The organism is Ensifer sp. KUDG1, assembly GCF_050434285.1.
In the GTDB taxonomy this organism is placed as follows: domain Bacteria; phylum Pseudomonadota; class Alphaproteobacteria; order Rhizobiales; family Rhizobiaceae; genus Ensifer.
In genome coordinates, this window is the sequence record NZ_JBNDIG010000002.1 from 834216 (window position 1) to 860308 (window position 26093).

28 protein-coding genes and 1 pseudogene are annotated in these 26093 nt (G+C 63.3%); 12 read left to right on the forward strand and 17 right to left on the reverse strand.

The window, feature by feature from the left end:
• Nucleotides 1-185 precede the first annotated feature (185 nt).
• Nucleotides 186-923 carry a hypothetical protein gene (locus tag M2267_RS09590; RefSeq protein WP_429114236.1) on the forward strand — a complete coding sequence of 246 codons (738 nt, stop codon included), beginning with the start codon at nucleotides 186-188 and terminating at the stop codon, nucleotides 921-923.
• 136 nt (nucleotides 924-1059) lie between these two features.
• Here M2267_RS09590 and M2267_RS09595 read toward each other — a convergent pair whose 3' ends face one another.
• Nucleotides 1060-1641 (reverse strand): acyloxyacyl hydrolase, encoded by a 582-nt coding sequence (locus tag M2267_RS09595; protein ID WP_429114237.1) that lies wholly within the window; start codon nucleotides 1639-1641, stop codon nucleotides 1060-1062.
• Nucleotides 1642-1733: 92 nt separating this feature from the next.
• Nucleotides 1734-3152, reverse strand: coding sequence for a PLP-dependent aminotransferase family protein (locus M2267_RS09600; protein ID WP_429114239.1), 1419 nt, complete (start codon nucleotides 3150-3152; stop codon nucleotides 1734-1736).
• 106 nt (nucleotides 3153-3258) lie between these two features.
• Here M2267_RS09600 and M2267_RS09605 point away from each other — a divergent pair, with 106 nt between their 5' ends.
• Entirely contained in the window at nucleotides 3259-3489 is a 231-nt protein-coding gene (locus tag M2267_RS09605) for a DUF1127 domain-containing protein (protein WP_429114240.1), read from the forward strand.
• A 93-nt stretch (nucleotides 3490-3582) separates the two neighbouring features.
• Here the strand turns inward: M2267_RS09605 and M2267_RS09610 are convergent, their stop codons facing one another.
• From M2267_RS09610 to purC, 4 genes are all read right to left on the reverse strand, one after another.
• Complete coding sequence (locus tag M2267_RS09610; RefSeq protein ID WP_043614513.1) at nucleotides 3583-3990, reverse strand: hypothetical protein; 408 nt, start codon at nucleotides 3988-3990, stop codon at nucleotides 3583-3585.
• Nucleotides 3991-4045: 55 nt separating this feature from the next.
• Nucleotides 4046-4717 (reverse strand): phosphoribosylformylglycinamidine synthase subunit PurQ, encoded by a 672-nt coding sequence (purQ, locus tag M2267_RS09615; RefSeq protein ID WP_043614510.1) that lies wholly within the window; start codon nucleotides 4715-4717, stop codon nucleotides 4046-4048.
• Nucleotides 4718-4886: 169 nt separating this feature from the next.
• Complete coding sequence (purS, locus tag M2267_RS09620) at nucleotides 4887-5129, reverse strand: phosphoribosylformylglycinamidine synthase subunit PurS (protein WP_034794427.1); 243 nt, start codon at nucleotides 5127-5129, stop codon at nucleotides 4887-4889.
• A 17-nt stretch (nucleotides 5130-5146) separates the two neighbouring features.
• Nucleotides 5147-5911, reverse strand: coding sequence for a phosphoribosylaminoimidazolesuccinocarboxamide synthase (purC, locus tag M2267_RS09625; protein WP_043614507.1), 765 nt, complete (start codon nucleotides 5909-5911; stop codon nucleotides 5147-5149).
• Nucleotides 5912-6220: 309 nt separating this feature from the next.
• On the opposite strand from purC, the gene M2267_RS09630 reads away from it, so the two are divergent.
• The gene (locus M2267_RS09630) at nucleotides 6221-6535 is read left to right on the forward strand and encodes a DUF1476 domain-containing protein (RefSeq protein ID WP_043614504.1); all 315 of its coding nucleotides are present in this window, start codon (nucleotides 6221-6223) and stop codon (nucleotides 6533-6535) included.
• Nucleotides 6536-6594: 59 nt separating this feature from the next.
• On the opposite strand, the gene M2267_RS09635 is transcribed toward M2267_RS09630, so the two are convergent.
• Nucleotides 6595-9117 carry a sensor domain-containing protein gene (locus M2267_RS09635; RefSeq protein ID WP_429114243.1) on the reverse strand — a complete coding sequence of 841 codons (2523 nt, stop codon included), beginning with the start codon at nucleotides 9115-9117 and terminating at the stop codon, nucleotides 6595-6597.
• A 178-nt stretch (nucleotides 9118-9295) separates the two neighbouring features.
• A complete protein-coding gene (locus M2267_RS09640) occupies nucleotides 9296-9850 on the reverse strand; it encodes an RBBP9/YdeN family alpha/beta hydrolase (RefSeq protein ID WP_043614501.1) in 555 nt (184 codons plus the stop codon).
• A 261-nt stretch (nucleotides 9851-10111) separates the two neighbouring features.
• Between M2267_RS09640 and M2267_RS09645 the strand changes: the two genes are divergently transcribed.
• Nucleotides 10112-10927: a DUF2189 domain-containing protein gene (locus tag M2267_RS09645; RefSeq protein WP_043614499.1), complete on the forward strand. Its 816-nt coding sequence runs from the start codon at nucleotides 10112-10114 to the stop codon at nucleotides 10925-10927.
• Nucleotides 10928-11024: 97 nt separating this feature from the next.
• Here M2267_RS09645 and M2267_RS09650 read toward each other — a convergent pair whose 3' ends face one another.
• The 7 genes from M2267_RS09650 to M2267_RS09680 form a co-directional block, all read right to left on the reverse strand.
• Complete coding sequence (locus M2267_RS09650) at nucleotides 11025-11330, reverse strand: PilZ domain-containing protein (protein WP_034794416.1); 306 nt, start codon at nucleotides 11328-11330, stop codon at nucleotides 11025-11027.
• Between the two features lie 152 nt (nucleotides 11331-11482).
• Nucleotides 11483-12784 carry an adenylosuccinate lyase gene (purB, locus tag M2267_RS09655; protein WP_060585098.1) on the reverse strand — a complete coding sequence of 434 codons (1302 nt, stop codon included), beginning with the start codon at nucleotides 12782-12784 and terminating at the stop codon, nucleotides 11483-11485.
• Nucleotides 12785-12847: 63 nt separating this feature from the next.
• Nucleotides 12848-13408, reverse strand: coding sequence for a hypothetical protein (locus M2267_RS09660; RefSeq protein ID WP_429114248.1), 561 nt, complete (start codon nucleotides 13406-13408; stop codon nucleotides 12848-12850).
• A complete protein-coding gene (locus tag M2267_RS09665; RefSeq protein ID WP_429114250.1) occupies nucleotides 13405-14148 on the reverse strand; it encodes a DUF2259 domain-containing protein in 744 nt (247 codons plus the stop codon). Before M2267_RS09665 ends, M2267_RS09660 begins: the two co-directional genes overlap by 4 nt.
• Nucleotides 14145-14822, reverse strand: coding sequence for a ribulose-phosphate 3-epimerase (gene rpe, locus M2267_RS09670; protein ID WP_429114251.1), 678 nt, complete (start codon nucleotides 14820-14822; stop codon nucleotides 14145-14147). Before rpe ends, M2267_RS09665 begins: the two co-directional genes overlap by 4 nt.
• Before the next feature lie 76 nt (nucleotides 14823-14898).
• On the reverse strand, nucleotides 14899-15906 hold the full coding sequence (locus M2267_RS09675) for a P1 family peptidase (protein ID WP_429114252.1): 1008 nt from the start codon (nucleotides 15904-15906) through the stop codon (nucleotides 14899-14901).
• Nucleotides 15903-16994 carry a branched-chain amino acid ABC transporter substrate-binding protein gene (locus tag M2267_RS09680; protein ID WP_429114255.1) on the reverse strand — a complete coding sequence of 364 codons (1092 nt, stop codon included), beginning with the start codon at nucleotides 16992-16994 and terminating at the stop codon, nucleotides 15903-15905. Before M2267_RS09680 ends, M2267_RS09675 begins: the two co-directional genes overlap by 4 nt.
• 261 nt (nucleotides 16995-17255) lie before the next feature.
• Here M2267_RS09680 and M2267_RS09685 point away from each other — a divergent pair.
• From M2267_RS09685 to M2267_RS09720, 8 genes and pseudogenes are all read left to right on the forward strand, one after another.
• Nucleotides 17256-17782 (forward strand): annotated as a pseudogene (locus tag M2267_RS09685) (flavin reductase family protein).
• 125 nt (nucleotides 17783-17907) lie between these two features.
• A complete protein-coding gene (locus M2267_RS09690) occupies nucleotides 17908-18837 on the forward strand; it encodes an AAA family ATPase (RefSeq protein ID WP_043614478.1) in 930 nt (309 codons plus the stop codon).
• Nucleotides 18837-20093: a vWA domain-containing protein gene (locus M2267_RS09695; protein WP_429114257.1), complete on the forward strand. Its 1257-nt coding sequence runs from the start codon at nucleotides 18837-18839 to the stop codon at nucleotides 20091-20093. The genes M2267_RS09690 and M2267_RS09695 overlap by 1 nt, the downstream gene beginning before the upstream one ends.
• A gap of 47 nt (nucleotides 20094-20140) precedes the next feature.
• Entirely contained in the window at nucleotides 20141-20473 is a 333-nt protein-coding gene (locus M2267_RS09700; RefSeq protein WP_429114259.1) for an XdhC family protein, read from the forward strand.
• Nucleotides 20474-20475: 2 nt separating this feature from the next.
• On the forward strand, nucleotides 20476-21177 hold the full coding sequence (locus M2267_RS09705) for an XdhC family protein (protein ID WP_429114260.1): 702 nt from the start codon (nucleotides 20476-20478) through the stop codon (nucleotides 21175-21177).
• On the forward strand, nucleotides 21174-22802 hold the full coding sequence (locus tag M2267_RS09710) for an NTP transferase domain-containing protein (RefSeq protein ID WP_429114262.1): 1629 nt from the start codon (nucleotides 21174-21176) through the stop codon (nucleotides 22800-22802). The genes M2267_RS09705 and M2267_RS09710 overlap by 4 nt, the downstream gene beginning before the upstream one ends.
• Nucleotides 22795-23112: a TfoX/Sxy family protein gene (locus M2267_RS09715; protein ID WP_429114263.1), complete on the forward strand. Its 318-nt coding sequence runs from the start codon at nucleotides 22795-22797 to the stop codon at nucleotides 23110-23112. Before M2267_RS09710 ends, M2267_RS09715 begins: the two co-directional genes overlap by 8 nt.
• Nucleotides 23113-23200: 88 nt before the next feature.
• Nucleotides 23201-23956, forward strand: a complete 756-nt coding sequence (locus M2267_RS09720; protein ID WP_429114265.1) for an alpha/beta hydrolase family protein — start codon at nucleotides 23201-23203, stop codon at nucleotides 23954-23956.
• Between the two features lie 107 nt (nucleotides 23957-24063).
• Here M2267_RS09720 and M2267_RS09725 read toward each other — a convergent pair whose 3' ends face one another.
• Together M2267_RS09725 and M2267_RS09730 are read right to left on the reverse strand one after the other, a co-directional pair.
• The gene (locus tag M2267_RS09725) at nucleotides 24064-24495 is read right to left on the reverse strand and encodes an NUDIX domain-containing protein (RefSeq protein ID WP_429114267.1); all 432 of its coding nucleotides are present in this window, start codon (nucleotides 24493-24495) and stop codon (nucleotides 24064-24066) included.
• A gap of 9 nt (nucleotides 24496-24504) precedes the next feature.
• The gene (locus tag M2267_RS09730; RefSeq protein WP_043614459.1) at nucleotides 24505-26013 is read right to left on the reverse strand and encodes a DEAD/DEAH box helicase; all 1509 of its coding nucleotides are present in this window, start codon (nucleotides 26011-26013) and stop codon (nucleotides 24505-24507) included.
• Nucleotides 26014-26093: the final 80 nt, after the last annotated feature.

The following is a 26093-nucleotide window of genomic DNA, read 5'->3' on the forward strand; positions in this document are numbered from 1 at the left end:
ATCTTACGGCCGAAACCAAGAAAGAACTTTCGCGCATTGATTGTGCCTGCGAACAATCTTCGCGCATTGTTAAGAAGTGCGCCCTACGGTTGTATTCACGCATTGCAGCCACCGATTCGCGCATGAAGCCCGAACTGACGTACTTTCCCGCGGATGATGCAGCGGCGGAGGGATGAGGAACGCGCATGACATCCATTGGCGCCACGAACAGCGCAGCCCTGCTGATCCTGCAGCGGGCGCAAGCGCCGGCACCCGAAACCGGCGGCCAGACGAACGCAATCGATGCGATTGCGGCGATCATCTACAAGGTGGCAGGCGGTGACAGCCCGGTGAAGACGCAAGCCGCATCTCAGATCACCAGCGGCCTCCTGGACATCAAGCAGGCCAATGACGACATCGTCTCGGATGCGCTGAAATTCCTCGATTCCGACGGCTTCAAGTCGAGCGATCCCGGCGTAAAGGACACGTTGAAGTCGCTCATTGGCCAGGATGGCAGTCGCTTTGCGGACCTGGTGAAGGCGGAAAAGGTGAAGCGCCCGGGCATCGCGGATGAAAATGCGATCACGAATGCCCTGTTGAAATTCATCAAGGGGAACCGCGAAAAGTTCACGAATGACGAGATCGTCATCGGCTTCCGCTACTCGAACGGTTCATCAAACATACTCAACATTGAAGACATCAATGGGAACAGTACCCGTGGCGCCCTGTGGGCACGTCATACCGCAGCCCAGGACGAAGCGACCGCCGCAATGAAGGAGTTGCTCGAGGTCGCCAAGGATCCGACAAAGCCGAACAATTTTGACGGCAGCAGGCTGAAGACCACGCTGTTAGCGACGCTTGCCGCGGGCGCGGAACTCGCAGCCTGGGGCGACAGGTGGGCTGATGCTTTCGGTTTCAAATCGGGTCGGCCATCGGCCGCCTAAAGCTGCGAGCGCGGATATTGATCGCGGCGCGGAGCAGGTGCGGAAGGACTTGCACGCAGCCACCACGAAAGATGCGGGCGACCAACTGTGGTTGACACCCGCATGCAACATTGGCGAGGCTACGACAGGACGCCGCCTAGAATTTGTAACCGAGGGCGAGGCCGGCCCGTGTCAGGCCGTTGTTGGGACCGTCGCAGAGATTGGCATGCGACGCATGCTCCACGGTCGCCGACACGTTCCAGTGTTCGTCGAGGCGCACGCCGGCAGCGGCGTATTCACGGAAGAGGAAGCGGCAGCCGAGTTGCGGACCGGAACCGTTGGGATCGTCGAGATCGCCGTCGTGAACCGTGCCGCCCGCGCCGAACTCCACGAAGAGGCGCTGCGTCATGTCGAAGGTCCAGCTCAAGCCGGCATAGGCCTGGTTGACGCCGTTCGACGCCGTGGCCACGGCTGCACCGGTATAGACACGCGGCCGCAACAGCTTCTCGCCGAAATCTGCCGCGCCATCCGCATTGAACGGATCGAAGTAGAGCGTGAACGACGGAAACACGCCGTCTTCCTGCTTGCCGCCGCTGGCGATCGATGTCGTCACGCCGAAGCGCATTTCGTCGAAGACGCCGTCCTGAGCCAGCGCCGGCGCGGCGATGACGGACGTGGTCGTGACCAAAAGGAGGGGTGCGATCAGCCGGGACGAGACCGGGCGAAACGGTAGCGGCATGCGAAATCCTTAGGCGCGAATCATCTACGCGATACTGCTAAAATAGTATCTTGCGTAAGCTTGCGCGAAAGTCACCCCGCGGATTTCGATCGTCACTCGAAACTGTCGTAGCCGGCTCGGCCACTGTCGAGCAGCCGCTTCAGCGTCTGGAAGCCAGCCCTGACTTCGGCGCGCTGCGGTGGCGAGGAGAAGCCGATGCGGATCCGATGGAAGACGCGATCGGTGCGACCGGCCTTGAACTCGTCCTCGTCGTCCACGAGCACGCCTTCCTGCAGCGCCGCTTGCTTGAAGGTGCCGGACAGCCAGGGGTCCGGCAGCTTCATCCAGAGGAACGGAATGCAGGGATGCGAGGCGAACTCGATGCCCTCGAAGACTTCGCGCGCCATGGCCTCGCGGGCGCGAACCTCCTCGATGCCCTGGCTGCGCAAGGCCGCAGCCGAGCCGGAGAGCACCAGGCGCGCACACAGTTCCGCAAGGATGAACGGCAGGCCGCCGCTGACCATCTTGTGGGCGATGCGGATGCGCTGGCCGAAATGCGGAGGGCAGGCGACCCAGCCACCGCGAACACCTGCGGCAACGGACTTCGAAAGACCGCCGACGAGGAAGGTGCGTTCGGGCGCAAGCTCGGCGAGCAGCGGCGTCTGGTCGCCGGTCATGGCGCCATAGAGATCATCCTCGACCAGCCAGACACCGTATTTGCGGGCGATATCGGCGATCGCCTGGCGGCGGGCGAGCGGCATGACGGCCACCGTCGGGTTCTGCGCGCTCGGCATCAGGAAGGCGAGCTTGGGATGCTGCTGCGCACAGACGCGCTCGAAGTCGTCGGGGATCATGCCGAAGGCGTCGGATTCGACCAGCGTCGTGCGGCGACCGATCAGGCCGGCGCTGCGGCTGACCTGCGAATAGGTGAGGGTCTCGAAGGCGATGCGATCGCCAGGGGCGGTCACCGCCGCGATCACCGCCACGACGGCCGCATGGGCGCCGAGCGTCGGAACGATGTTCTCAGGCTTGGGGCGAAACCCGCCGCGCGCCAGCCATTGGCACCCGGCTTCGAACCAATGATCCGGGAAGTTCCGCGCGTAGCTGGCGATATCGGCGTGATGCTCGTGGCTGATCTCACCCAACACTTCGCTCAGCACCGTTCCCTGGCCGATGTCCGGCGCCGCTGTGCTGTCGAACCTGAGCTTGCCGATGGGCGCGACCAGGGGGCGGGTGCCGGCAAGCGACGTCGTCAGCGGATCCGATTGCTCCGGCGGCCGGCTTTCGGGATGGTCGAGCACATAGGTGCCGCGTCCGACCTCGCCACTCACCAGCCCGCGCTCGCGGACGATATTGTAAGCGCGCCCGATCGTGCCGATTGTCACCCCGATATCGTAGGCGAGGTTGCGTTGCGGTGGCAATTTGGCGCCGACGGGCAGGGCGCCGTTGCCAATTGCCTGTTCGATCTGGTCGGCGATGCGCGCGTAGAGCGGGCCATGACCTTGCTGAATGTCTGGGAGCCAATTTGTCATAGTGACAATTCTTTAGATTACAGCGTGAAATATGTCAATTATCACCGATACAACGATAGCAATCGCTGCATTGGGGTTATCAATGAGTACAATAGATACAATTTGTTTGTCCCGCTCGGAGGCGAAGTCCGCAGGCTGCACCGGAGCATTGCTGGGTGGCGACTATTCGGACGAGCGCGAAAGCCTGCTGAAGCGTCTTTGGAGCCTCTATTGCACGCTGGCTGCAAAGCGGCGCGGCCGGCTGGCGCTCGGGGAATTGAGTGAGTGGCAGCTCAAGGATATCGGCGTTTGCGAGAAGGATGCGCGCCAGGAATCGTCTGTCCCGTTCTGGCGCTGACCGATCGGATCGGAACGACTGTCCGAAATGCAAAAGGACCGGCAACCTTGAGGTCAACCGGCCCTTGGATCAATTCGATACGTTCAACTTGGGCTATTTGCAGCCCTGTCCGCCAGCGGCCCAGCGCTTGATGTCGGCGGCCATGCGCGTTCCCGTCGGTTCGCTCATCAGCGGCCCGAAGGCCTGCAGGCGGGCCGGATTGCCCTCGGCCTGAACGACGGCGAGGGGGCGTGCCTCCGGCGATTTGCGCGGGACAATCAGGATGCGCGGACGGCCGGAGAATGAGTTGAGCTCGGGCGCAAGGCGATAGGACTTGAATTCGGCGTCACCCGACTTGAACCAGCAGCTGTTGGCACCGAGAGCCACGCGTTCCATGGTCGGCAGCGCCGCCGTGTTCGGGCTTGGTGCCGGCGGCTTCGGCGACTGGCACGAGGCCAGAAGCACAAGACCGAAGGCCGTGCAGGCAAGGCCGGTCAGGCGTGCAGGGGCAAATGAAGGCATCGACGGTCTCGCTCGCAAATGGGGATGGGTCGAATGCCTTCTACCAGCCGGATGGTTAAGCGGCGATTACTTCGAGGGCAGACGCAAACAGGCCGCGACCGTCGGAACCGCCGTGGGCTGCTTCGATCAGGTTTTCCGGATGCGGCATCATGCCGAGCACGTTACCTTCAGCGTTCATGACGCCGGCGATATCGTTCATCGAACCGTTCGGGTTGGTGCCTTCAGCATAACGGAAGACCACCTGGCCATTGCCTTCGATCGTCTTCAACGTCTCGGCATCGGCGAAGTAGTTGCCGTCGTGGTGGGCGACCGGCGACCGGATGATCTGGCCCTTGGAGTAGGCGCGGGTGAAGTCGGTGTCGGCGTTGACAACTTCGAGCTTGATCTCGCGGCAGACGAATTTCAGCGAGGCATTGCGCATCAGCGCGCCGGGCAGGAGCCCCGCCTCGACGAGGATCTGGAAGCCGTTGCAGACGCCGAGAACCTTGACGCCCTTTTCCGCCTTGGCCTTGATCGCCTGCATGACCGGCATGCGCGCTGCGATCGCGCCGCAGCGCAGGTAATCGCCATAGGAGAAGCCGCCGGGAATGACGATCAGATCGACATCCGGAATATCGGTTTCGGTCTGCCAGACGGTGACAGGCGCCTTGCCGGAGATCTTGGTGAGGGCCGCGATCATGTCGCGGTCGCGGTTGAGGCCCGGAAGCTGGACGACGGCTGACTTCATATCTCTGTCTCCGATACGGCAAGATCAATCTTGATGCCGCACTCGGACGAGCCAGGCATCTGCTGCGACGATGGCAGCGGCGTTTCCCATGGGACCAGCGGCTGCTCCGGCATTTCGTAACGTCTGGTTCCGCGCCCGAAGACGCGGAACGCCTTCTTCGCCTGTAGGATCAGGCGAAGGAGATGCTGTAGTTCTCGATCACAGTGTTGGCGAGCAGCTTTTCGCACATGGCCTTGAGGTCTTCCTCGGCCTTGGCCTTGTCTGCGGATTCGATCTGCAGGTCGAAGACCTTGCCCTGGCGAACCTGGCCGATGCCGTCGAAGCCGAGCGCACCGAGCGCGCCTTCGATTGCCTTGCCCTGCGGATCGAGAACGCCGTTCTTCAGCGTCACGGTTACACGTGCCTTGATCACTTTGATTTTCCCCGAAGTTACTTCACGAGAACCGGACCGGTGCCGCGCACGGGTTCGTTCTCATTCATGATGCCGAGACGGCGGGCGACTTCCTGGTAGGCCTCGACGAGGCCGCCGAGGTCGCGGCGGAAACGGTCCTTGTCGAGCTTCTCGCGGGTCTCGATGTCCCAGAGACGGCAGCTGTCCGGCGAGATCTCGTCAGCAAGGACGATGCGCATCATGTCGCCTTCGAACAGGCGACCGCACTCGATCTTGAAATCGACGAGCTGGATGCCGACGCCGAGGAACAGGCCCGTAAGGAAGTCGTTGATGCGGATGGCGAGCGCCATGACGTCGTCGAGTTCCTGCGGGCTTGCCCAGCCGAACGCCGTGATGTGCTCTTCGGAGACCATCGGGTCTTCGAGCGCATCGGCCTTGTAGTAGAATTCGATTATCGAACGGGGGAGGACCGTGCCTTCCTCGATGCCGAGACGCTTGGCCAGCGAGCCGGCGGCGACGTTGCGCACGACGATCTCAAGCGGGATGATCTCGACTTCCTTGATCAACTGCTCGCGCATGTTGAGGCGGCGGATGAAGTGCGTGGGGATGCCGATCTTGTTGAGGTGCGTGAAGATATACTCGGAAATCCGGTTGTTCAGCACACCCTTGCCGTCGATGACGTCGTGCTTTTTCTTGTTGAAGGCGGTCGCGTCGTCCTTGAAGAACTGGATCAGCGTGCCCGGCTCGGGACCCTCATAGAGGATCTTGGCCTTGCCCTCGTAGATACGGCGGCGACGATTCATGGATTTGTCTCTGTGTTTACTGGCGCTCTTGGGGCGCGCACGTGGAGTATCTCTCGCGGTCCATAGCTGAAAAGAACCGATTTCACAATCGGCCTATGTTCCAGTCCCCTGATTTGCATGGGGCACTGCGTGTCCTCCTCGACGCACCGGATGCCGCGATGCTTTCCGGGATAGAACGCGACCGAGGAAACCCTTCAAAGGTAACACGAAAGTCATCGATCCGAAAAACTTCGCATTGCAGTTTGACCCGCGTTTTGATTTATGGCGATAAACTGATTTCAGACATGGAATTCTCAGGGAGATTGATTGATGACGTCGATGCAGGATCGCGAAAAGGCCTTCGAAGCAAAGTTTGCGATGGACGAAGAGCTGAGGTTCAAGGCTGAAGCGCGTCGCAACAAGCTGCTCGGTCTGTGGGCCGCCGGCCTGCTCGGCAAGGCCGACGCCGACGCCTATGCCAGCGAAGTGGTGGCTGCCGATTTCGAAGAAGCCGGCCATGAAGATGTCGTTCGCAAGATCAAGGCGGATTTCGACGCGGCAGGCGTTGCCCAGAGCGAAGAGCAGATCCGCGTGCGGATGCTCGAACTGCTCGGCGAAGCCGTCCAGCAGCTGCAGAGCAAGTAAGCCGAAAGGCTGTTGCCAGATCCATTGAAGCGCCGCCCGTCCTTCTGGCCGGGCGGTTTTTATTTGTCCGGACCGCCGAACACCGGCTTCCACCCGCGGCGCAAGCGCTGCTCCAGCTCCAGCCGGTCCATCGGCCGCGCAAGCGCGTAGCCCTGCAGCACGTCGCAGCCGAGATCCCGCAGCATCGCCGCGTGCTCCCAGGTCTCCACACCTTCACCCACGACAGCGATGTTGAGCGAGTGACCGATGTCGATGATCGCCCGCACCAGCTTTGCCTGCTTGGCGCTTTCGGTCATCGGGCCGACGAGCGCCCTGTCGATCTTGAGCCGGGCCGGATTGAGGTTGAGCAAGCCGATGATCGAGGCATGGCCGGTGCCGAAATCGTCGATTTCGATTTCGATGCCGAGGTCGCCGAGCGCCGAAATGGTCTCGGCGATTTCGTCTTCCGGATCGTCGAGGAAGATCGACTCGAGCAGCTCGAAAGAAAGGATGCCCGGCGGGATCCGCATGTCGCGCAGATCGGCGATCAACCCGGGATCGCGCAGCCGCGGCGACGACATGTTGACCGAGATCTTGGGAACCCCGAGCCCTTCCTTCTGCCAGAACTGAAAGTCGCGATAGGCGAGCTCGACCACCTTCCTGTCGATCGCCGGCAGGACGTTGATCTCCTCGGCCACTTTCAGGAAATGGAAGGGGGCGAGAATGCCGCGCTCCGGGTGGTTCCACCGCACCAGTGCCTCGACGCCGGATATCTCCAGCGAGCGCGCGTGGAACTGCGGCTGGTAGTAGACCGTGAACTGCCCTTCCTCGATCGCCTGGCGAATGTCGTCACCGATACGCTTGGCGTTGAGGATCTGAGTTTGAATGAGCTCTGAAAACACCTCGACGCGATCACGCCCGACGCTCTTTGCCCGATAGAGGGCGATGTCGGCATTCATCAGCAGCTGTTTGGCGTCGAAGTCTTCGCCGCCCCTGAACGCGATGCCGATGCTTGCACCCAGGCGGCAGAGCTGGCCGTCATAGGGGATGGGGCGGCGGAAGGCATGGACGATGCGCTCGGCAAGCTCGGTCAGTTGCGGCAGGTCGCGGTCGCGGCGGCAGAGGATGACGAACTCGTCACCGCCGATGCGGGCGATGAAGTCGTCGTGGCGGGCGTGCGCGCGCAGGATCGCGGCCGCATGCGTCAGCATGGCGTCGCCGGCCTGGTGGCCGAGTGTGTCGTTGATCTGCTTGAAGCGGTCGAGATCGATATGCAGGATCGCGTTGACGGCGACATTCTCCGTCAGCATCTGATCCAGGTAGCGACGGTTGGGCAGGTCGGTCAGGTAATCGTGCAGCGCGTTGTACTCGATCCGGATCCGGGCCTGCTCGAGTTCACGGTTGCGCGCTTCGGCCGATGCCTTCGCCTGGCGCAACTCCTCCTGCAGCGCAATGTCTTCCGTGACGTCCCAGTTGGCGCCGATGAGCTTGCGTGTGCCGAGATGATCGACATAGGTCGCGGCATTGGAACGGATGTGACGGACGGACCCGTCCGGGCGCACGATGCGGAAGGCGTTGGCGTAGGGCTTTCCCGAGGCGATGCCTTCATTGGTTCTGGCAATGACGGCGTCGCGGTCGTCAGGGTGCAGGCAGTTTTCCCAGGCCTCCGAGGTCGGCGCGCCATCAGCAGGGTCGAGACCATAGATCTCGAACATGCGCTCGTCCCAGTCGTCGCGCAGCGCATCGAGATTGAAATCGAACACGCCGATCTTCGACACGCCGAGCGCCAGCCTCAGGCGGCGGGAGACTTCTTCTAGCCGCGCCTCGGCCTCCTTGCGGGCGGTGATGTCGGTATCCGTCCCGATGATGCGGCTCGGCCTGCCGTCCGGCCAGTAGGCAACGGAGGCGCCGCGGCTTTCGATCCAGATCCAGTGACCGTCGGCGTGGCGCTCCCGATACTCGAAGGTGTTGAAGATCGCTTCGCCGGAATCCTGCCGCTCGATCGCCGCCCGCACATGCGCATGGTCGTCGGGGTGAACGTTCTGGATCCAGTTTTCGAGCGTACCGTCGACCTGGGCATCTTCGGGCAGGCCGCGAAGCCGCCTCCAGGTGGCCGAATAAAACAGGTCTCCGGTTTCGAAGTCGTGATCCCATACGCCCTCAAGCGCGCCGTCGAGGGCGTATTTCCAGCGGGTCTCGTCGTTGCGCAATCCGGCGATCTCGTTGACGAAATCGTCGGCCGGCAACATCAGCAGCAGCGAGGCGGCTTCATCGCCAAACCGCACCGGCGAACAGGCAACGAGCATCGGCGCTGAGCGGCTTGGGCCGAGGAAATGGATCGTCTCGGCGACCGCCGACGTTGCGCGCGGCGGCACGCGCGGCCGATCCTCGTCCGCCACGAAGTCGCTCAGAAAGGCGTGTCGCAACTGTGAAAGCGTGCGGCCGAACACGTCGCAGGCGCGGGCGTTGGCAGCCAGGATCCGTCCGTGCGCATCGACAATGACGGCGCTTGCCGGCAACCGTTCCAGGGTGGCCTGCGTCAGAGCATCCGGATGCGCCGGTGCGTTTTGCGCACCTTTGGTGAGACGTTCGTTTACGGCCACTTCCCATGTCCAGTATCTGCGGCCGGACGACCAAACCAAAGGATCCGGTCAATGCGGGCGCAGATCAAGGTTCGACAGCGCTCGGCACCATCATGAGACGAGTCGCATCGTGTCGGCGATGATGACCGCGGACAATGAACGTCGGATTAATATGGCCGCAACAGGTGGCCGCGGCGCGTCAGGGTTTAAGCCGGCTCAGGAACTGGGCAAACACCATCGTGCCCTCCGGCCACGGCCCATGGCCGGACTCGGTGTTGATGTGACCGGATTCACCCGCATCGACGAGCAGCGAACCCCAGGCGTTGGCGATGTCGTCCGCATGTTCGTAGGAACCGAAGGGATCGTTGCGGCTGGCGACCATCAAGGACGGGAAGGGAAGCGGATCGCGCGGATAGGGGCCGAAGGTCATCAGATGCTTCGGACGGATCGCCGGGTTGGCAACATCCGGCGGCGCCACCAGGAAAGCACCGGCAATCGGCTTCTTGAAATGGGGCAGGGCGTGGATGGCCGTCGCAACGCCCAGCGAATGGGCGACGATGACAACAGGCTTTTCCGACGCATTGACCTCGTCGACCATGCGCGCCACCCAATCGTCGCGGACAGGCTTTGCCCATTCCGCCTGCTCGACGCGGCGTGCGGTCGACATCTTGCGCTCCCAGCGCGTCTGCCAGTGCTCCGGTCCGGAGTTGGTGTAGCCTGGAACGATGAGGATATGGGCGTCGGAAACTTTCATGGTGGCCGCGATGTGGCGCTGAAAGGCGCGGAAGTCAAGGCCTGTGGCCCAACCCGTTCATCACGGCCCAGACGACGCCCATGGGAGCCTGGCTGACGGCCCCGATGTTTCGCGTTCCAGGCGGCTGCTTAACGTGGCGAGAGGCGGCAGGCGACAGGCGTCGCATTTTCTGTATAATCGAACGGACGGTCGCGGATGGTGCGGCTTGGTTCGCCGTAACTCTGTTCCGTGGCCGCTCTGGTTCGTTGAGGAGTGTGAGCCATGACAACATTCCATGTCTTGTCGGGAGCGGACGCGAGTGTCGCCCATCCCGGAATAAAAAAGATTGGCGTCGCGGATGTATTCGACGCCTTACGCTTGGGCTTTGACGATTTTCGCGAGAAACCATCGCACTACGTCTTTCTTTGCCTGATCTACCCGATAGCCGGTGTCGTTCTGATCACCTGGAGCGCCGGCGCCAACATGCTGCCGCTGCTTTATCCTCTTGTCTCCGGCTTCGCGCTGATCGGCCCGGTCGCTGCGATCGGCCTTTACGAGATCAGCCGACGGCGAGAACTCGGCATGGACTACTCCTGGCCACACGCGCTTCGCCTGCACCGCTCTCCGGCGCTGCCGTCGATCATGGCCGTCGCCGCCATGCTGTTCGTTGTCTTCATCATCTGGCTGCTGGTCGCCCAGGCGCTCTATGTGCAGATCTTCGGGGCGGAACCACCGGATTCGATCGCGGCCTTCTGGAACGGCATCGTCGGCACTGAACAGGGCTGGAACCTGATCCTCGTCGGCAACGCCGTTGGCTTCGTCTTCGCCGTCATCGTTCTGTCGACATCCGTCGTGTCGTTCCCGTTGCTGATCGATCGGGACGTCGGCGCCGTATCGGCGGTCGAGACGTCCATTCGCGCAACGCTCGTCAACCCGGTGCCCGTCGCCGTCTGGGGTTTCATCATCGCCGCCGGCCTAGTCATCGGCTCGATCCCGGTCTTCGTCGGCCTCGCCGTCATCATGCCGATCTTCGGACACGCCACCTGGCACCTCTATCGCAAGATGGTGGAACCCGGTCCGCGCGCGCGGTCACACTGATCGCTGACAACCGAAGGCAGGATAACCGCTCAACGGAAAAAGCGCCGCATGTCGATCGACGTGCGGCGCTTGTGGCGTGTTTGCCGAAATGCCCGGCCTAGCGAAAATGCTTGTAATAGGATGAGATCTGCGCCGCCGTGTTGGACGACAGGTTGAGCTTGATGCCGATCTTGTCGCCGCGATACCAGCGGACCATGCCGGTCAGGAAGCCGAGCTCCTCGCTTCTGATCGTCACTTCCTGCCCCGTCTTGGCGCCGATGTCGAAGAGCAGCTGAAAGCAGATGCCCTCGGCTGAAAGATCCTTGACGATGCCGCTGCTGGAGCCGGATTTGACGGTCACCGTACCTGTAATTTTCGTTTGCGTGCGCTGCGTCGCCCGCTCGACACTGTCTTTGTAGGCCATGCGATCCTCAGAACCTGGATTGACAGACCCTGAGCTTTGCACGCAATGCGTGAATTTCCTGCTAACGCAAATGCCCGCATTCGAGCGATGTGCTCCAAATGCGGGCATGGCAACAAAACCAAAGGCCTACGGCCGTCCGCTCAGCGCGGAACTTAGCCGAAGACGCGCTTGAAGATCGTGTCGACGTGCTTGGTGTGGTAGCCGAGATCAAACTTCTCGCGGATGTCTTCTTCGGAAAGCGCCGCACGGACTTCCGCGTCGGCCAGCAGTTCCTCGAGGAAGTCCTTGCCCTGTTCCCAGACCTTCATGGCGTTGCGCTGCACGAGGCGATAGGCATCCTCACGCGACACGCCCGCCTGCGTCAGTGCCAAAAGCACGCGCTGCGAATGCACGAGCCCGCGGAACTTGTTCATGTTGTTGATCATGTTCTCGGGGTAGACGAGCAGCTTGTCGATGACGCTGGTCAGACGAGCGAGCGCGAAGTCCAGCGTCACTGTCGCATCCGGGCCGATCATGCGCTCGACCGAGGAGTGCGAGATGTCGCGCTCATGCCAGAGCGCAACGTTTTCCATGGCGGGAATGGAGAAGGCGCGAACCATGCGGGCAAGGCCCGTGAGGTTTTCGGTCAGGACCGGGTTACGCTTATGCGGCATGGCCGACGAGCCCTTCTGGCCCGGCGAGAAATACTCCTCCGCTTCGAGCACTTCGGTGCGCTGCAGGTGACGGACTTCCGTCGCCAGGCGCTCGATCGACGAGGCGATGACGCCGAGGGTTGCGAAGTACATGGCGTGACGGTCGCGCGGGATGACCTGGGTCGAAACCGGTTCCGGCTTCAGGCCAAGTGCCTCGGCGACATGTTCTTCAACGCGCGGGTCGATGTTGGCGAACGTGCCGACGGCGCCCGAGATCGCGCAGGTGGCGACTTCTTCGCGTGCGGCCAGCAGGCGCTGCTTGCAACGGTCGAACTCGGCATAGGCGAGCGCCAGCTTGACGCCGAAGGTGGTCGGCTCGGCGTGGATGCCGTGCGAACGGCCGATCGTCACCGTGTCCTTGTGCTCGAAGGCGCGGCGCTTCAGGGCTTCGAGCAGCTTGTCGAGATCGGCGAGAAGCAGGTCGGTCGCGCGCACCAGCTGCACGTTGAAGCAGGTGTCCAGCACGTCGGACGAGGTCATGCCCTGGTGGATGAAGCGGCTGTCGGGGCCGACGAATTCGGCAAGATGCGTCAGGAACGCAATCACGTCATGCTTGGTGACGGCCTCGATTTCGTCGATGCGAGCGACGTCGAAAGTGGCAGCGCCACCCTTTTCCCAGATCGTGCGCGCGGCATCCTTCGGGATCACGCCGATTTCGGCAAGCGCATCGCAGGCGTGGGCCTCGATCTCGAACCAGATGCGGAATTTCGTTTCCGGCGACCAGATGGCCACCATTTCCGGTCGGGAGTAACGGGGGATCATGGGCTTAAGCTTTCGTCGTCAGTGGAGGGATGGCCGTGCCTCTAGCAAAGATAGCCGCGAAGCTCAACGCCGTTGCTCATGGCGAGCGCTTGCCAGCCACAGGCAGACGGCGAACAGTATAACACCGCCGACGGGCAAAAAGAGGCGAAGGCCCATGACCAGAAACTGGTAGAAGGCGATCAGCGTCGTAAAGGCGAACTGGAAGAGCCAGGTCGTGGTTCCGATCGGGGCGTGCCACTGTGCATAGAATTCGCGGTAGTCGAGCGCGAAAAGCAGTGCCGTCATCCCGATCGTGCCGAGCGAGAGGAAGAAGAGATAGGCCGCGAAACGCGTTTCCACGCGGCGTCCGATCGCGGCGAAGCGGGCGAGAAACAGCGCCGGCGGCCAGGCGAGCATAGCGCCGGCCCCGAAGACCCAGAGCAGTTCGGCCAGATGGAAGGTCGCGTCCCGTTCCCGCAGCCACAGCGCAAACCACGCCGACAGCGTCATCGACGCGCTCCACACGGGCGCGCCGAAGAGCAATAGCGGAAGGCTCGGCACGGACCGGGCGAGGCGGGTCCGTTTCCGGGCACCGGCCGCCGCACGCCCCGCTTTCGCTTCGACGCTGGCGGCCGCCTCGTTCATTTGGCGATCCGCGTCGGGATCGCGATCCAGCGCCCGTCCGTCGTGCCTTCAAAGCCGAGCGACTTGACGAGCACCATGATCACGTGGGTTTCCGAACCGTCGTCGTTGCGGTGGGTGATGGCGCCGCCGACCTGATAGCCGGTGGGGCAACGGCGGCTTTCCGGTATGCGGCTGTCATCCTGAAGCACGTCGCTTGCCGGCGCGCCCGCCTTCATCGTCATCGACAGACGGAAACCCTTGGTTTCCTTCAGGAAGTCCTTGCAGATGCCGTCCGGCTCGAAGGTCTTTTCCTCGAGCGTAACCGTATAGGTCTCGCGGAAAGCTTGATCGGCTGCAAAGGCATCGTAGGTCAGCGAGAGCGGCTTGCCGTTGGCTTCCGTGATCGGGTTGAAGGCCGCGAGCAGCCCGGGCGCATCGGCCAGGCGATAGGCATCGATCAAGGGGGCTGCCCGACGCCGGGCTTCATGGCGCGCCTTCGACAGCGGGCTGCCGTCTTCGCGGCTGACAGCCCGCACCGGCGCGCCCGGCAGGAAGCTGTCATTGCGCGTGTCGATCACATAGATGGTCGAATAGGGAAAGCCGGAGCCGTCCTGGACGCCATATTCCTCGAAGGCAAAGACATTGCCGTCGGCCGAGAAGCCGATCGGCTGCAGTGCGGCATAGTCGCCAGCAAGAGCCGGCGATGCGGCGGCGGCCGCAGCCAGGCAACAAAGACCGGAAATGGCCGCGCGTGCTGTCATCGATAGGCCTTCTCGGCCGGCGCACGGATCGCTTCGATCGCTGAGCGATAGGCCTCGACCGAGCCGCCTTTGAAGATCGCCGAGCCGGCAACGAGAACATTGGCGCCAGCGCCGGTGGCAATGGCTGCCGTTTCAGGCGCAATGCCGCCATCGACTTCGATCTCGATCGGCCGATCGCCGATCATCGCCTTGATACGACGGATCTTTTCTGCAGTCGCGCCGATGAACTTCTGCCCGCCGAAGCCCGGATTGACGGTCATGACGAGGATCAGGTCCAGCTGATCGAGCACGTATTCGATCGCGCTTTCGGGCGTTGCCGGATTGAGCGACACGCCCGCCTTCTTGCCGAGCGAACGGACCGTCTGCAGCGAGCGGTGCAGGTGCGGACCGGCCTCGGCATGCACCGTCAGGATATCGCAGCCGGCCTTGGCGAAGGCTTCGAGAAACGGGTCGGCCGGCGAAATCATCAGGTGGCAGTCGAACGTCGCATCGGTGTAGCGGCGCAACGACTTGATGACATCGGGGCCGAAGGTGATGTTCGGCACGAAATGACCGTCCATGACATCGAGATGGATCCAGTCCGCGCCGGCATCGACGACATCGCGAACCTCCTGGCCGAGCTTGGAGAAATCGGCCGCCAGGATCGACGGGGCAATGCGGATAGGGTGGGTCATGGCGCACTCCAGCGTGTTTTCCGCGGGAATAGCACCGCCGAGCCCCGCAAACAACATGCCTGCAATCAAAGCTGCGTCAGCGACGCTGCGACCAGCAGGGCATGAGATCGTTTTCCGCCGGCGTCGCGTCGTGGACCCCGCGGGCGATCGCGCGCGCCATGGTCGAGGCGGCAACCGCGCCGAGATCGATGAAATCCTCTGTTGTCGGCGTCTTGCCGCTGGCGCCGGTCGCAAGCGCGAAGATCAGGTCGCCGTCGAGCGGCGTGTGCGCCGGCCAGAGCCCGCGGGCAAAGCCGTCATGGGCGGCAATCGCGAGGCGCTTGGCTTCGGCCTTCGTCAGCACCGCATCCGTCGCGATCACCGCGATCGTCGTGTTGGCGACGGCCGCCTGGCGGTCGCGGAACTTGATGCGGATGTCGGCCGCGTTGGCCGGCATCGGGTGGGGCAGGCCAAGCCCGCCGAACTCGTCATCCATCTCGAAGGGCGCGGACCAGAAATGCCCGGTGTCGCCGACGGTGGCGGATCCGAGCGCATTGACGGCGACAAGCGCGCCGATGGTGATGCCGTTCGGCAGGACGGTCGACGCCGAACCGAGCCCACCCTTCAGGCCCGCGGTCAGCGCACCGGTGCCAGCGCCTGCCGAACCGGTCGAAAATGTCGCGCCAGCCCGACCGACTGCCTCGAAGCCGAGTTCGCGGTAAGGCGGAAAGCGGCCCCAATCCTTGTCGCCACCGTTGATGAGGTCGAAGAGGATCGCCGTCGGGACGATCGGGATCCGGTGCGGGCCGACAGCGAAGCCGCGGCCCATTTCCCTGAGGGCGGCCTGCGCACCGGACGCAGCGTCAAGCCCGAATGCCGAACCGCCGGAAAGAACGAGTGCATCGACCGTCTGCACCGTGTTGTGCGGGTCGAGAAGGTCGGTTTCCCGGGTACCCGGCGCACCACCCAGAACCTGGACGGCGGCCGTTGCCGGCGGGTCGCAGACAACAGCGGTGACACCCGATTTCAGACGATGGTCCTCGGCGTTACCGACCGTCAGACCTTTGACATCGGTGATCAGGTTCAGCGGCCCAGGACGCATCATGGCGTGGCTCCTTCAGCGGCCGCAGGCACGAAATGGTCGCCTTGCCACTGCATCAAACGGTAGGGATTGTCGGCGCGCTCGTGCGCAGCGTTAAAGGCGGTGAGGCCGAGAACGGTCGGGTAGGGCCCCTTGCCGGCGATCGCTTCGGTCAGTGACTTGTCTTCCTGTGCTGCCCTATCCTTGGCTTCCTCCAGCAACGCCATCACCGCGAAGGCCGGCATCACATAACCTTCCGGCTCGATGCCGCCGGCGCGCATTTCGTCGGCAAAGGGCTTGCCTTCCGGCGATTGCGCCGCATCCGGCAGCGTTACTGCGAGCACGCCATCGGCAAGCGGAACCGTGAGATCGGCCGCGTTCAAGGCGTCGCCGCCAAGCAAGGTGAGGTTCGCGCCTTCGCCAAGGGCATCACGGGCGATCACTGCGGTATCCTGCCGGTCGCCGCCGGTAAAGACGTGGGTTGCGCCGCTTTTCACCAGGCGCCGCACCAGGTTGATCTGCTGCTCTTGCGCCGGCCGGTAGGTGTCGCTGAAGACTGGTGTCATGCCGATTTCGGCAAGCGCTGCGCGCACCGCCTCGACCAGCTCCCGGCTGTGGATCGTACCGTCGTCGACGAGCGCGATGGGCTTGTCCTTCCAGCGGTTGACGATGGCATCGACGATGGCCACGGCCTCGGCATTGCCGCTCGGCGCAAGGCGGAAGAGCGGCCATTTGTTCTTGAGCGCGTCTTCCATCAGGATATCGGAGCGCACGCTGAGGGTGATTGCCGGCAAGCCCGCTTCGGTCAGGGCCGGAAGCGTGGCATCCAGGCTTTCGGTGCAGAGAAAGCCGACGGCGGCTTCGGCACCTGCCGCAAGCAATGCCTTGGTCAGCGCCTCGTTGCCGGCGGTATCGCAGGTCTCGGGAATGACGACGATCTCGCTGCCGCGATCACCGGCCTTGAAGCCTGCGCCGTCGATAATCTGCTTGCCGAGCGGCGCGAACGGACCTTCCACCGGCGCCACGACCGCCACCTTGATACCGGCCGCCCAAGCCGGCGTTGCCTGCACCAGTCCGGCAAGGATAAGGCTGGTGACAATGGATCGACGCATTCACTTACTCCGCCGCCGCAAGCTTTCCCGTCCGAACCGATCCGGGGCAAAATCCTACGGCGAGCCACCACAGCTTCCTCTTCCGTTGCCGCTCGCGTCTGACGCGAGGCACGGTCGTTGCCGCATGTTTTAAGGAAGTGCCCCGCGGCGTCAAAGGAAAAGATGTCGCTCCTGGTGAAGAAGGTTCAATCTGCGTCACGGCCACGTCGCAGATGTGCAAGAATCTCCCTCCGGCGGGTTTCATATTTTCCGACAGCGTCTATGTATGTGCCTGACATCGCCCGGAGAAAGATGTGTTGGAGAAGACCCGGCTGGACCCTATCAGTTATCGCGACGCGATGAGCCGCCTGGCCGGTCACGTGCAGATCATTACCGCCGCTGACGGCAACGAGCGGCGCGGCGTCACCGTGACTGCGGCCTGCTCGGTTTCCGATAGCCCGCCGACGGTGCTCGTCTGCCTGAACGGCGCCAATCCGCGCAACGAGATCTTCACCCGCAGCGACAGCTTTGCGCTCAACCTGCTCGGCGACGAACACCGGGCGCTGGCCCATGGCTTCTCCGGCCGCGACCAGCTCGACATGGATCTGCGCTTTGCGCTCGGACAGTGGACGCGGCTTACGACCGGTGCGCCGATCCTCGTCAACGCCACCGCCGCTTTCGATTGCCGTTTGGTCGAGGTGAAGACGATCGCCACGCATCTGGTGCTCTTTGGCGAAGTCGTCGACGTCTCGATCGGGTCGTCCCGCCCGCCGCTCATTTATGTGGACCGCGGATACCACTCGCTATAAGTTTTTTACTGAGCGATCGACTGGTCATAGAAACATGAGAAGATCGCTCTAAGTCGTTGAGCTCGCCGGTGGATTTTATCCCCTTCCAGCTTCCAGCGATCGATTCGGGCCGTGGTGGAGGAGACATGGCGACACAGGCGGCAACGGGCCTGCCACAGTCCATCGAAGAGACGATGGCACTGCTGGAGGCGCATGATTATCTCGCCGGCACGGCGCTGGCGACCGTGCTGTTTCTTGCGCTCAGGATGAAGCGCCCGCTTTTTCTTGAGGGCGAAGCCGGCGTCGGCAAGACCGAGATCGCCAAGGTTTTGGCCAAGGCGCTCGACCGGCCGCTGATCCGGCTGCAATGCTATGAAGGTCTCGACGTCGCCTCGGCCGTCTACGAATGGAACTATCCAGCGCAGATGCTCGAAATCCGCCTGTCGGAAGCATCCGGCAAGGTCGATCGCAAGCGGGTCGAAAGCGACATCTTCTCCGAACGTTTCCTGATCCGCCGCCCGGTTCTGCAGGCGATTTCGTCGAACGGAGGGCGTGCGCCCGTTTTCCTGATCGACGAGCTCGACCGGACAGATGAAGCCTTCGAGGCGTTCCTGCTGGAAGTTTTGTCCGATTTCCAGGTGACAATTCCGGAACTTGGTACGATCCGGGCGGACGAACCGCCTGTCGTCATCATCACCACCAATCGCACCCGCGAGATCCATGACGCACTCAAGCGCCGCTGCCTCTATCATTGGGTCGATTATCCGAAGGCAGCGCAGGAACTGGAGATCATTCGCCGCAAGGTTCCCGGCTGCAACGCCACCCTGTCACGCGAAGTCATCGCCTATGTGCAGCGGCTGCGCACGATCGACCTCTTCAAGAACCCGGGCGTTGCGGAAACCATCGACTGGGCAACGGCGCTGACGGAGCTTGACCGGCTGGCGCTCGATCCGGAGACGATTGCCGACACGCTCGGAACGCTGCTGAAATACCAGGACGACATCGCCAGGATAGAGGGGGCAGAGGGGCGAAAGCTGCTCTCCGAGGTCAAGGCGGAATTGCTGGCGGCAAACTGATGACGGAGGCGCGGGAGCAGCACAGGAACGATGTTCCCCCGCCAATCGCGGCAGGCGACGGACGGCTTGCCGACAACATCGTCTTCTTCGCGCGCGCACTCCGGCGCGCCGGCATCAAGATCGGGCCAGGCGCCATCGCTGATGCCATCGATGCGGTGGCGTTGATCGGGATCGGCGGACGGGACGCGTTCTACGCCGCGCTGCAATGCGTCTTCGTCAAGCGTCACGAAGACCAACCGGTCTTCGACGAGGCGTTTCGCCTGTTCTGGCGGTCGCGCGGGCTGGTCGAAAAAATGATCGCGATGATGTCGCCGCTGGCGCCGGAACGCGAGAGCGAACGGCAGCAGCGCCGTGCAGGCGAAACCCGCGTCAGCGACGCGCTGGTTTCCGGGCACGAGGCGGATCGACCGCCACGCGACGAGCCGGAGATCGAAGTCGATGCCCGTTTCACGGTTTCCGGTCGCGAGCTTCTGCGCCGTGCCGATTTCGCGCAGATGAACGCCGCCGAGCTTGCCGAGGCCAAGCGCGCGCTCTCGGCCCTGACGTTGCCGATGGACCGCGTCGTCACGCGGCGCTTCCGCTCCTCGAAGCGTCAGATCCGCATCGACCCGCGCGCGACTATGCGCGATGCCATGCGCTTTGGCGGCGAACTGATCCTTCCGCGGTTTCGGGAGCGGCGCGTCGTCCATCCGCCGCTCGTCGTGCTCGCCGACATCTCCGGCTCGATGAGCCAGTACACCCGCATCTTTCTGCACTTTCTGCATGCGCTGACCGAGGAGCGGCGGCGTGTGCATACCTTCCTCTTCGGAACCCGGCTGACCAATGTCTCGCGCCAATTGCGCAATCGCGATCCGGACGCGGCGATCGACGACTGCGTCGCTGCGGTCAAGGACTGGTCCGGCGGCACGCGCATCGGCGAGACCTTGCATGAGTTCAACCAGCGCTGGTCGCGGCGCGTGCTCGGGCAGGGTGCGATCGTGCTTCTGATCACCGACGGCCTGGAGCGCGACGACGTGGCCGATCTCGAAATCGAGATCGATCGCCTGCACCGATCCTGCCGGCGGCTGATCTGGCTCAACCCGCTGCTGCGCTTCGACGGCTTCGAAGCGCGCGCGCGCGGTGTGCGGGCGATGCTGCCGCATGTTGACGAATTCCGGGCCGTGCACAATCTTGAATCAATTGGCGAACTGGTGAAGGCGCTGTCCGGTCAGGGCTGCCGCCAGGCGGATCCGCGGCGGTTCATCGAACCAAGATGACTAGGCCAAGATGACCGGATGAACGGCATTGATGGGAGGTGGCAGGCATGGGGCAGGCAGGCAATGTTCTCGATCCCCTCGATATCGCCGAGGCCTGGCTGAAGCAAGGACGCCGGGTGGCGATCGCAACGGTGATCGAGACCTGGGGCTCGGCACCACGGCCGGTTGGCAGCCATCTGGTGATCGATGGCGACGGCAATTTTCAGGGCTCGGTTTCGGGTGGGTGCGTCGAGGGCGCCGTCATCACCGAGGCAACCGACGTGATCGTCTCGGGTGCTGCGAAAATACTCGAATTCGGCGTCGCGGACGAGACCGCCTGGCGCGTCGGGCTTTCCTGCGGCGGCAGGATCCGGGTCCTCGTGGAGCGGGTAAACGGCTGACAATGGAACGGGCGATCCTGGAAACACTCAACCTTGCGCGCGCGGCCCGCCGTGCCGCCGTCACCGTCAACGATCTTGCGGGCGACGTCCGCGTCCACCTCGAAGGCGACGACTGTCCCGACCCCTGGCGCGAAGCCGTTGCCCGTGCGCTGCAATCCGGCCGGGCCGGCATCGTCGAGACCGGGCAGGGCGCATTCTTCCTCAACGTCTATCTGCCGCCGCCGCGCATCATCGTCATCGGTGCAGTGCACATTTCGCAGGCCCTGGCGCAGCTTGCGCCCGTTGCCGGTTTCGACATGACCATCATCGATCCGCGCACGGCCTTCGCCACGCCGGAACGTTTTGCCGGTGTCGACCTCATCGCCGAATGGCCGGAGGACGCCCTGAAACTCAGACCGCTCGACCGCTTCACAGCCCTTGCCGCCGTGACGCACGACCCGAAGATCGACGACGGACCGATCCAGGCGGCATTGTCGGCCGGTTGCTTCTATGTCGGTGCGCTCGGCAGCCGCAAGACCCACGCCACGCGGATCGAAAGGCTGCGACATGCGGGGGTCGCCGATGCCGATATGGCTCGCATCCGAGCGCCGATCGGTCTCGATATCGGCGCAGCAAGTCCGGCCGAAATCGCGGTTGCGATCCTCGCCGAAATCATCGAGGCGCTGCGACGGCGTGACGTTGGCGCCGCGGGGAGTGGAGCATGAGGTTCGGACCGATCAAGGTCGCGGAAGCAGAGGGCGCCATGCTCGCGCATGCGGTGAAGGCCGGCGATCTCAGGCTGCCGAAGGGGCACCGGCTCACGGCCGCCGACATCGCCGCTTTGATCGCCACCGGCGTCGATACGGTTGTGGTCGCGCGGCTTGATGCCGGCGATTTCCCGGAAGACGAGGCGGCCACGCGCATTGCCACGGCCATCGCCCCCGATCATCTCCGGTTCTCGCGGGCTGCGACCGGCCGCGTCAATGTCTATTCCGAGGTCGCCGGTCTCTTCGTTGCGAGCCGCGAAATCGTCGATCGGTTGAACCGCATAGATCCGTCCATCACCTTCGCCTGTCTCCCCGACCATGCGCCGGTGCAGCCCGGCGATATGGTCGCGACGATCAAGATCATCCCGCTTGCGGTCGCCGGCGCCTTCGTCGAGCAGGCGGAAAGGCTGCTGCGCGACCATCGCGCCTTCGAGGTCAAGCCGTTCGTGGCGCGGCGCTCGGCATTGATAGCAACGGAGTTGCCGAACCTCAAACCGCAGGTCATGGACAAGACACATGCCATTCTGGCGGCGCGGCTGCGACAGGCCGGAAGTGAACTCCTCACAGAACGGCGCGTCGCGCACAGCGAGGCCGCCGTTGCGACGGCGATCGCCGAAATGCGAGAAACGCACGACCTGCTTGTCGTCTTCGGCGCGTCGGCGGTTGCCGATCCCGACGACGTCATTCCCGCAGCAATCCGGCGAGCCGGCGGCGTGGTCGATCACGTCGGAATGCCTGTTGATCCCGGCAATCTTCTCGTTCTCGGCCGGGTCGGCGAGACGCCGGTGATCGGTGCGCCCGGCTGCGCCCGCAGCCCGCGCGAGAACGGCTTCGACTGGATCCTCGACCGCATCCTTGCCGGCGAGTGGCCGAGCTTCGACGATATTACCGGCCTGGGGGTCGGCGGTCTCCTGAGCGAAATCCCGACCCGGCCGCAGCCGCGCGATACTGCAACGGAGTTGTCATTGCCCTCGGTTTCTGTCGTCGTTCTGGCCGCTGGCCGGGCCAGCCGTATGGGCGCGGACGGCGGACACAAACTTCTCGCCACCTTCGACGGCGTGCCGCTCGTGCGCCGCAGCGTCGAAGCCGCGCTCACGGCCGCGCCGGGCAGGGTCAGCGTTGTGACCGGCCACCGCGAGGCCGACATCCGCCACGCGCTGCAAGGGCTGCCGGTGACATTCGTCTCCAACCCCGACTACATCTCGGGCATGGCCGCCTCGCTAACGGCGGGGCTTTCGGCAATTGGGACGCGGGCAGCCGGCATGCTGGTCATGTTGGCGGACATGCCCGGGATTACCGGCGACGACCTGCGCAGGCTCATCGAGCGTTTCGTCACCGAGGGCGGCCGCTCGATCATCCGGGCGACCGCCGGCGGGCAGCGCGGCAATCCGGTGATCCTGCCGCGTCAGACATTTTCGGCGATCCGGCAGTTGCTCGGAGACGTTGGCGCAAGGCACATCATCGAAAAGAGCGGCCTGCCGGTCATCGATGTCGAACTCGGCGCCGCGGCGCGCCTCGATCTCGATACGCCGGAACAGATCGTCGCCGCTGGCGGTATATTGGAGGAACAGACGCGTGGATAATGCCGCAATCGAAGAGATGTTCGAAGTCCTCGGGCCGGTGACCATCAAGCGGATGTTCGGCGGCAAGGGCATCTACTGCGAGGGCGTGATCTTCGCCCTTGAGGTCGACGGCGAAATCCTGCTCAAGGGCGACGAACAAACAGCGCCCGCGCTCGAGGCAGCCGGTTCGCGGCAATGGGCCTATGACGGCAAGGGCAAGCCGGTGAATTTGCCCTATTGGAGCATTCCGGACGACGCATTCGACGATCCGGACGAGATGGCGCGCTGGGTGCGGCTTGCCTATGAGGCAGCGCAACGCTCCCGGAAGTAGGCCGCCCAACATATGCGTGGCCTCAGATGAAATACAGATCACCGCGCCGCCCACCCGCGCGCCTAAGTGACGTCGGCCGGATCCAGCGATGCCAGTCACACGACACATGATCCCGCAAGGTGACGGAACGGCCGTTGAACTGTTCCAGGCGTCTGCCATCGGAACCGCGCCAACGGGTGCGCTTCTGCTTGTCCATGGCAACCAGGGCGGACGTCGTCTCGGCGCAAGCGAATTTGTCGACAGTGGTGCTCTCACGCGGTTTTCGTCCCGACTGAACATTGTGACGGCGGCGGTTTTCCAGCCAGGGTTCGGCGACACGGACGGGCCTGCGGATTTCTGTGGCCCCCGAACGCAGCAAGCCATCATTGCTGCCGTCGCCTTTCTGAGAGAGCAACTGGCAATCGATCCGGACCGAATCGTTCTCTATGGAAACAGCCGCGGCGCGGTCGCTGCGGCTATGGTCGCAGCACAGCTATCCCACCTTCGTGCCGTCGTTCTGGCAAGCGGCGTCTATGATCTCAAAAGCGTTTTCGACAACGCCCCTATGGAGATCCGAAAGGCGATAGAACGGGAGGCCGGGCTTTCCAGTGAAGTCTTCAAGGCTCGCTCCGCCTTGCATCATGTTGGTAGTATCAGGTCAGAGATCCTGCTTCTGCACGGACGGCATGATGACCGCGCGCCCGTTTCCCAGGCAGAGGCGTTTTACGAAGCCTTGTCCGACGCCGATGTGCCCGTCGATCTCAAGGTATTCGACTGCGGGCACCGTATCCCGCGTGACGAATCACAAAGGGTGGTCGACCCGTTTTTGCAGAGGATTTTCGCTTCCGGCGTCACACGCCACTAGGCATTGCGTTCGGAAGACGGTTGTTCCTCCGACAGCGGCACCCGAAAAATTGCGGAATGAGACGCGCCCGATGAACGCCGGCAGCGATTTGGCCGATCGCCGCCAAGCTATGCGGCGACGTCGTGTTCCTGCTTGCGCAAGGCTTCAGCAGCGTCGGCGGTAAAACGCGACAGCGGTTGGGGCAGGGCGTCGAGGCTGAACCAACCGAATTCGGAAAGCTTGTCCGGCTCGACGAGTTGCGGCTCGCCGGAGAAATCCCGGGTCACATAGATCATCGAGATCCAGTGCTGGCGATCGGCTTCGATCACCTGTTCGCTCAGGCAGAGGAATTCGCTCGACCGGATCTTGAGGCCGCTTTCTTCTTCGGCCTCGCGTCGGGCCGCAGCTTCCGAGCGCTCCATGTGGTCGACCTTGCCGCCGACGATGTTCCAGTAACCGGCCTCAGGCGCCTTCAAGCGCCTGTAAAGCAGGATCTTGCCATCGCGCACGACGACAAGTCCGCAGCCGAAGCCCGGAAAATCGATGCCTGGCTGGCCCATCCGTTCGGATCAGGCCTTGCCGGCAATCAGCATGAAGGCGGGGATTTCGTCGCCGAAACCGACCGGCGTCGGGCCGTCGTCATAGTCGCGGCGGTGGCGGTTGCGGCGGTCGCGATTGTCGTCGTTGGCAGGGTTCGATGCACGCACCGGACGATCGCCACGATTGTTCTGTGCCTGCTTGTTCTCTGCGCTGCGTGCCGGTTTCACCGATTCCGCCCTTTCCACGACTGTTTCAATTTCGGCCTCACTATCGGCGCGCACGGTATCGGATTTATGATCGGAACGGCCCCTCGAGCCGCGATCCCCATCTTTTTTCCGGTCCTTGCGGCCATCACGGCCGCGTTCGCGGCGGCCGGTGTCGTGGCTTTCCATCGGCTCAGGCAGATTGGAAAGGTCGCCGTTCAGCCATTCGACCTTCTGGCCGATCAGCTTTTCAATGGCGTCGGAGAATTTCGTGTCGCGCTTGGTCACCAGCGTGAAGGAAGCGCCCGAGCGACCGGCACGGCCGGTACGGCCGATGCGGTGGACGTAGTCTTCCGCGTGGATCGGAACGTCGAAGTTGAAGACGTGGCTGACATCGGGGATGTCGAGACCGCGAGCAGCAACGTCCGAGGCGACGAGCAGCTTGATGTTGCCGTCCTTGAAGTTGGCCAGCATCGTCATGCGCGAGCGTTGGTCCATGTCGCCATGCAGAGCGCCGACGGAGAAGCCGTGACGGTCGAGCGAACGGAAGAGGTCGGCGACGTCCTTCTTGCGGTTGCAGAAGATGATCGCGTTCTTCAGCTCGTCCTGGGCACGAATCAGGTCGCGCAGCACTGCGCGCTTTTCGTAGTCCTTGGCGTGCGCTGCGACGAAGCGCTGCGTTACGGTCTGCGCCGTCGAAGACGGGCGGGCAACTTCGACGCGCTCCGGGTTCTGCAGGAAGCGATCGGCAAGCTTCTGGATTTCCGGCGGCATGGTCGCCGAGAAGAACAGGGTCTGGCGCGTGAACGGGATCAGCTTGGCGATCCGCTCGATATCGGGAATGAAGCCCATGTCGAGCATGCGGTCGGCTTCGTCGATCACCAGGATTTCTACGCCGGTCATCAAGAGCTTGCCGCGCTCGAAGTGGTCGAGCAGGCGGCCGGGCGTGCAGATCAACACGTCAGCGCCACGCTCAAGCTTGCGGTCCTGCTCGTCGAACGACACGCCGCCGATCAGAAGCGCGATGTTGAGCTTGTGGTTCTTGCCATACTTGTCGAAGTTCTCTGCGACCTGTGCAGCGAGTTCGCGCGTCGGCTCCAGAATGAGCGTGCGCGGCATGCGCGCACGGGCGCGGCCCTTTTCGAGCAGCGTCAGCATCGGCAGCACGAACGAAGCGGTCTTGCCGGTACCCGTCTGGGCAATGCCCAGAATGTCACGACGCTGCAGCGCCGGCGGGATGGCGCCAGCCTGGATCGGGGTCGGGATTGTGTAGCCCGCATCGGTGACAGCGGAGAGAACTTTTTGGCTCAGGCCAAGGTCAGCAAAATTGGTCAAAGGGAAATCTGTTTCCGTTCCGGTTCAATAGAACACTGATCGATCGATGGAAAACGCACGAGCACGTGGCCGCGCTCTTA

What these genes read in the sequence shown, in the direction of transcription:
- M2267_RS09590 (WP_429114236.1), top strand. Translation starts at nt 186, where the DNA reads ATGACATCCATTGGCGCCACGAACAGCGCAGCCCTGCTGATCCTGCAG.
- M2267_RS09595 (WP_429114237.1), bottom strand. Translation starts at nt 1,641, where the DNA reads ATGCCGCTACCGTTTCGCCCGGTCTCGTCCCGGCTGATCGCACCCCTC.
- M2267_RS09600 (WP_429114239.1), bottom strand. Translation starts at nt 3,152, where the DNA reads ATGACAAATTGGCTCCCAGACATTCAGCAAGGTCATGGCCCGCTCTAC.
- M2267_RS09610 (WP_043614513.1), bottom strand. Translation starts at nt 3,990, where the DNA reads ATGCCTTCATTTGCCCCTGCACGCCTGACCGGCCTTGCCTGCACGGCC.
- purQ (WP_043614510.1), bottom strand. Translation starts at nt 4,717, where the DNA reads ATGAAGTCAGCCGTCGTCCAGCTTCCGGGCCTCAACCGCGACCGCGAC.
- purC (WP_043614507.1), bottom strand. Translation starts at nt 5,911, where the DNA reads ATGAATCGTCGCCGCCGTATCTACGAGGGCAAGGCCAAGATCCTCTAT.
- M2267_RS09630 (WP_043614504.1), top strand. Translation starts at nt 6,221, where the DNA reads ATGACGTCGATGCAGGATCGCGAAAAGGCCTTCGAAGCAAAGTTTGCG.
- M2267_RS09640 (WP_043614501.1), bottom strand. Translation starts at nt 9,850, where the DNA reads ATGAAAGTTTCCGACGCCCATATCCTCATCGTTCCAGGCTACACCAAC.
- M2267_RS09645 (WP_043614499.1), top strand. Translation starts at nt 10,112, where the DNA reads ATGACAACATTCCATGTCTTGTCGGGAGCGGACGCGAGTGTCGCCCAT.
- M2267_RS09650 (WP_034794416.1), bottom strand. Translation starts at nt 11,330, where the DNA reads ATGGCCTACAAAGACAGTGTCGAGCGGGCGACGCAGCGCACGCAAACG.
- purB (WP_060585098.1), bottom strand. Translation starts at nt 12,784, where the DNA reads ATGATCCCCCGTTACTCCCGACCGGAAATGGTGGCCATCTGGTCGCCG.
- M2267_RS09660 (WP_429114248.1), bottom strand. Translation starts at nt 13,408, where the DNA reads ATGAACGAGGCGGCCGCCAGCGTCGAAGCGAAAGCGGGGCGTGCGGCG.
- M2267_RS09665 (WP_429114250.1), bottom strand. Translation starts at nt 14,148, where the DNA reads ATGACAGCACGCGCGGCCATTTCCGGTCTTTGTTGCCTGGCTGCGGCC.
- rpe (WP_429114251.1), bottom strand. Translation starts at nt 14,822, where the DNA reads ATGACCCACCCTATCCGCATTGCCCCGTCGATCCTGGCGGCCGATTTC.
- M2267_RS09675 (WP_429114252.1), bottom strand. Translation starts at nt 15,906, where the DNA reads ATGATGCGTCCTGGGCCGCTGAACCTGATCACCGATGTCAAAGGTCTG.
- M2267_RS09680 (WP_429114255.1), bottom strand. Translation starts at nt 16,994, where the DNA reads ATGCGTCGATCCATTGTCACCAGCCTTATCCTTGCCGGACTGGTGCAG.
- M2267_RS09690 (WP_043614478.1), top strand. Translation starts at nt 17,908, where the DNA reads ATGGCGACACAGGCGGCAACGGGCCTGCCACAGTCCATCGAAGAGACG.
- M2267_RS09695 (WP_429114257.1), top strand. Translation starts at nt 18,837, where the DNA reads ATGACGGAGGCGCGGGAGCAGCACAGGAACGATGTTCCCCCGCCAATC.
- M2267_RS09700 (WP_429114259.1), top strand. Translation starts at nt 20,141, where the DNA reads ATGGGGCAGGCAGGCAATGTTCTCGATCCCCTCGATATCGCCGAGGCC.
- M2267_RS09705 (WP_429114260.1), top strand. Translation starts at nt 20,476, where the DNA reads ATGGAACGGGCGATCCTGGAAACACTCAACCTTGCGCGCGCGGCCCGC.
- M2267_RS09710 (WP_429114262.1), top strand. Translation starts at nt 21,174, where the DNA reads ATGAGGTTCGGACCGATCAAGGTCGCGGAAGCAGAGGGCGCCATGCTC.
- M2267_RS09720 (WP_429114265.1), top strand. Translation starts at nt 23,201, where the DNA reads ATGCCAGTCACACGACACATGATCCCGCAAGGTGACGGAACGGCCGTT.
- M2267_RS09725 (WP_429114267.1), bottom strand. Translation starts at nt 24,495, where the DNA reads ATGGGCCAGCCAGGCATCGATTTTCCGGGCTTCGGCTGCGGACTTGTC.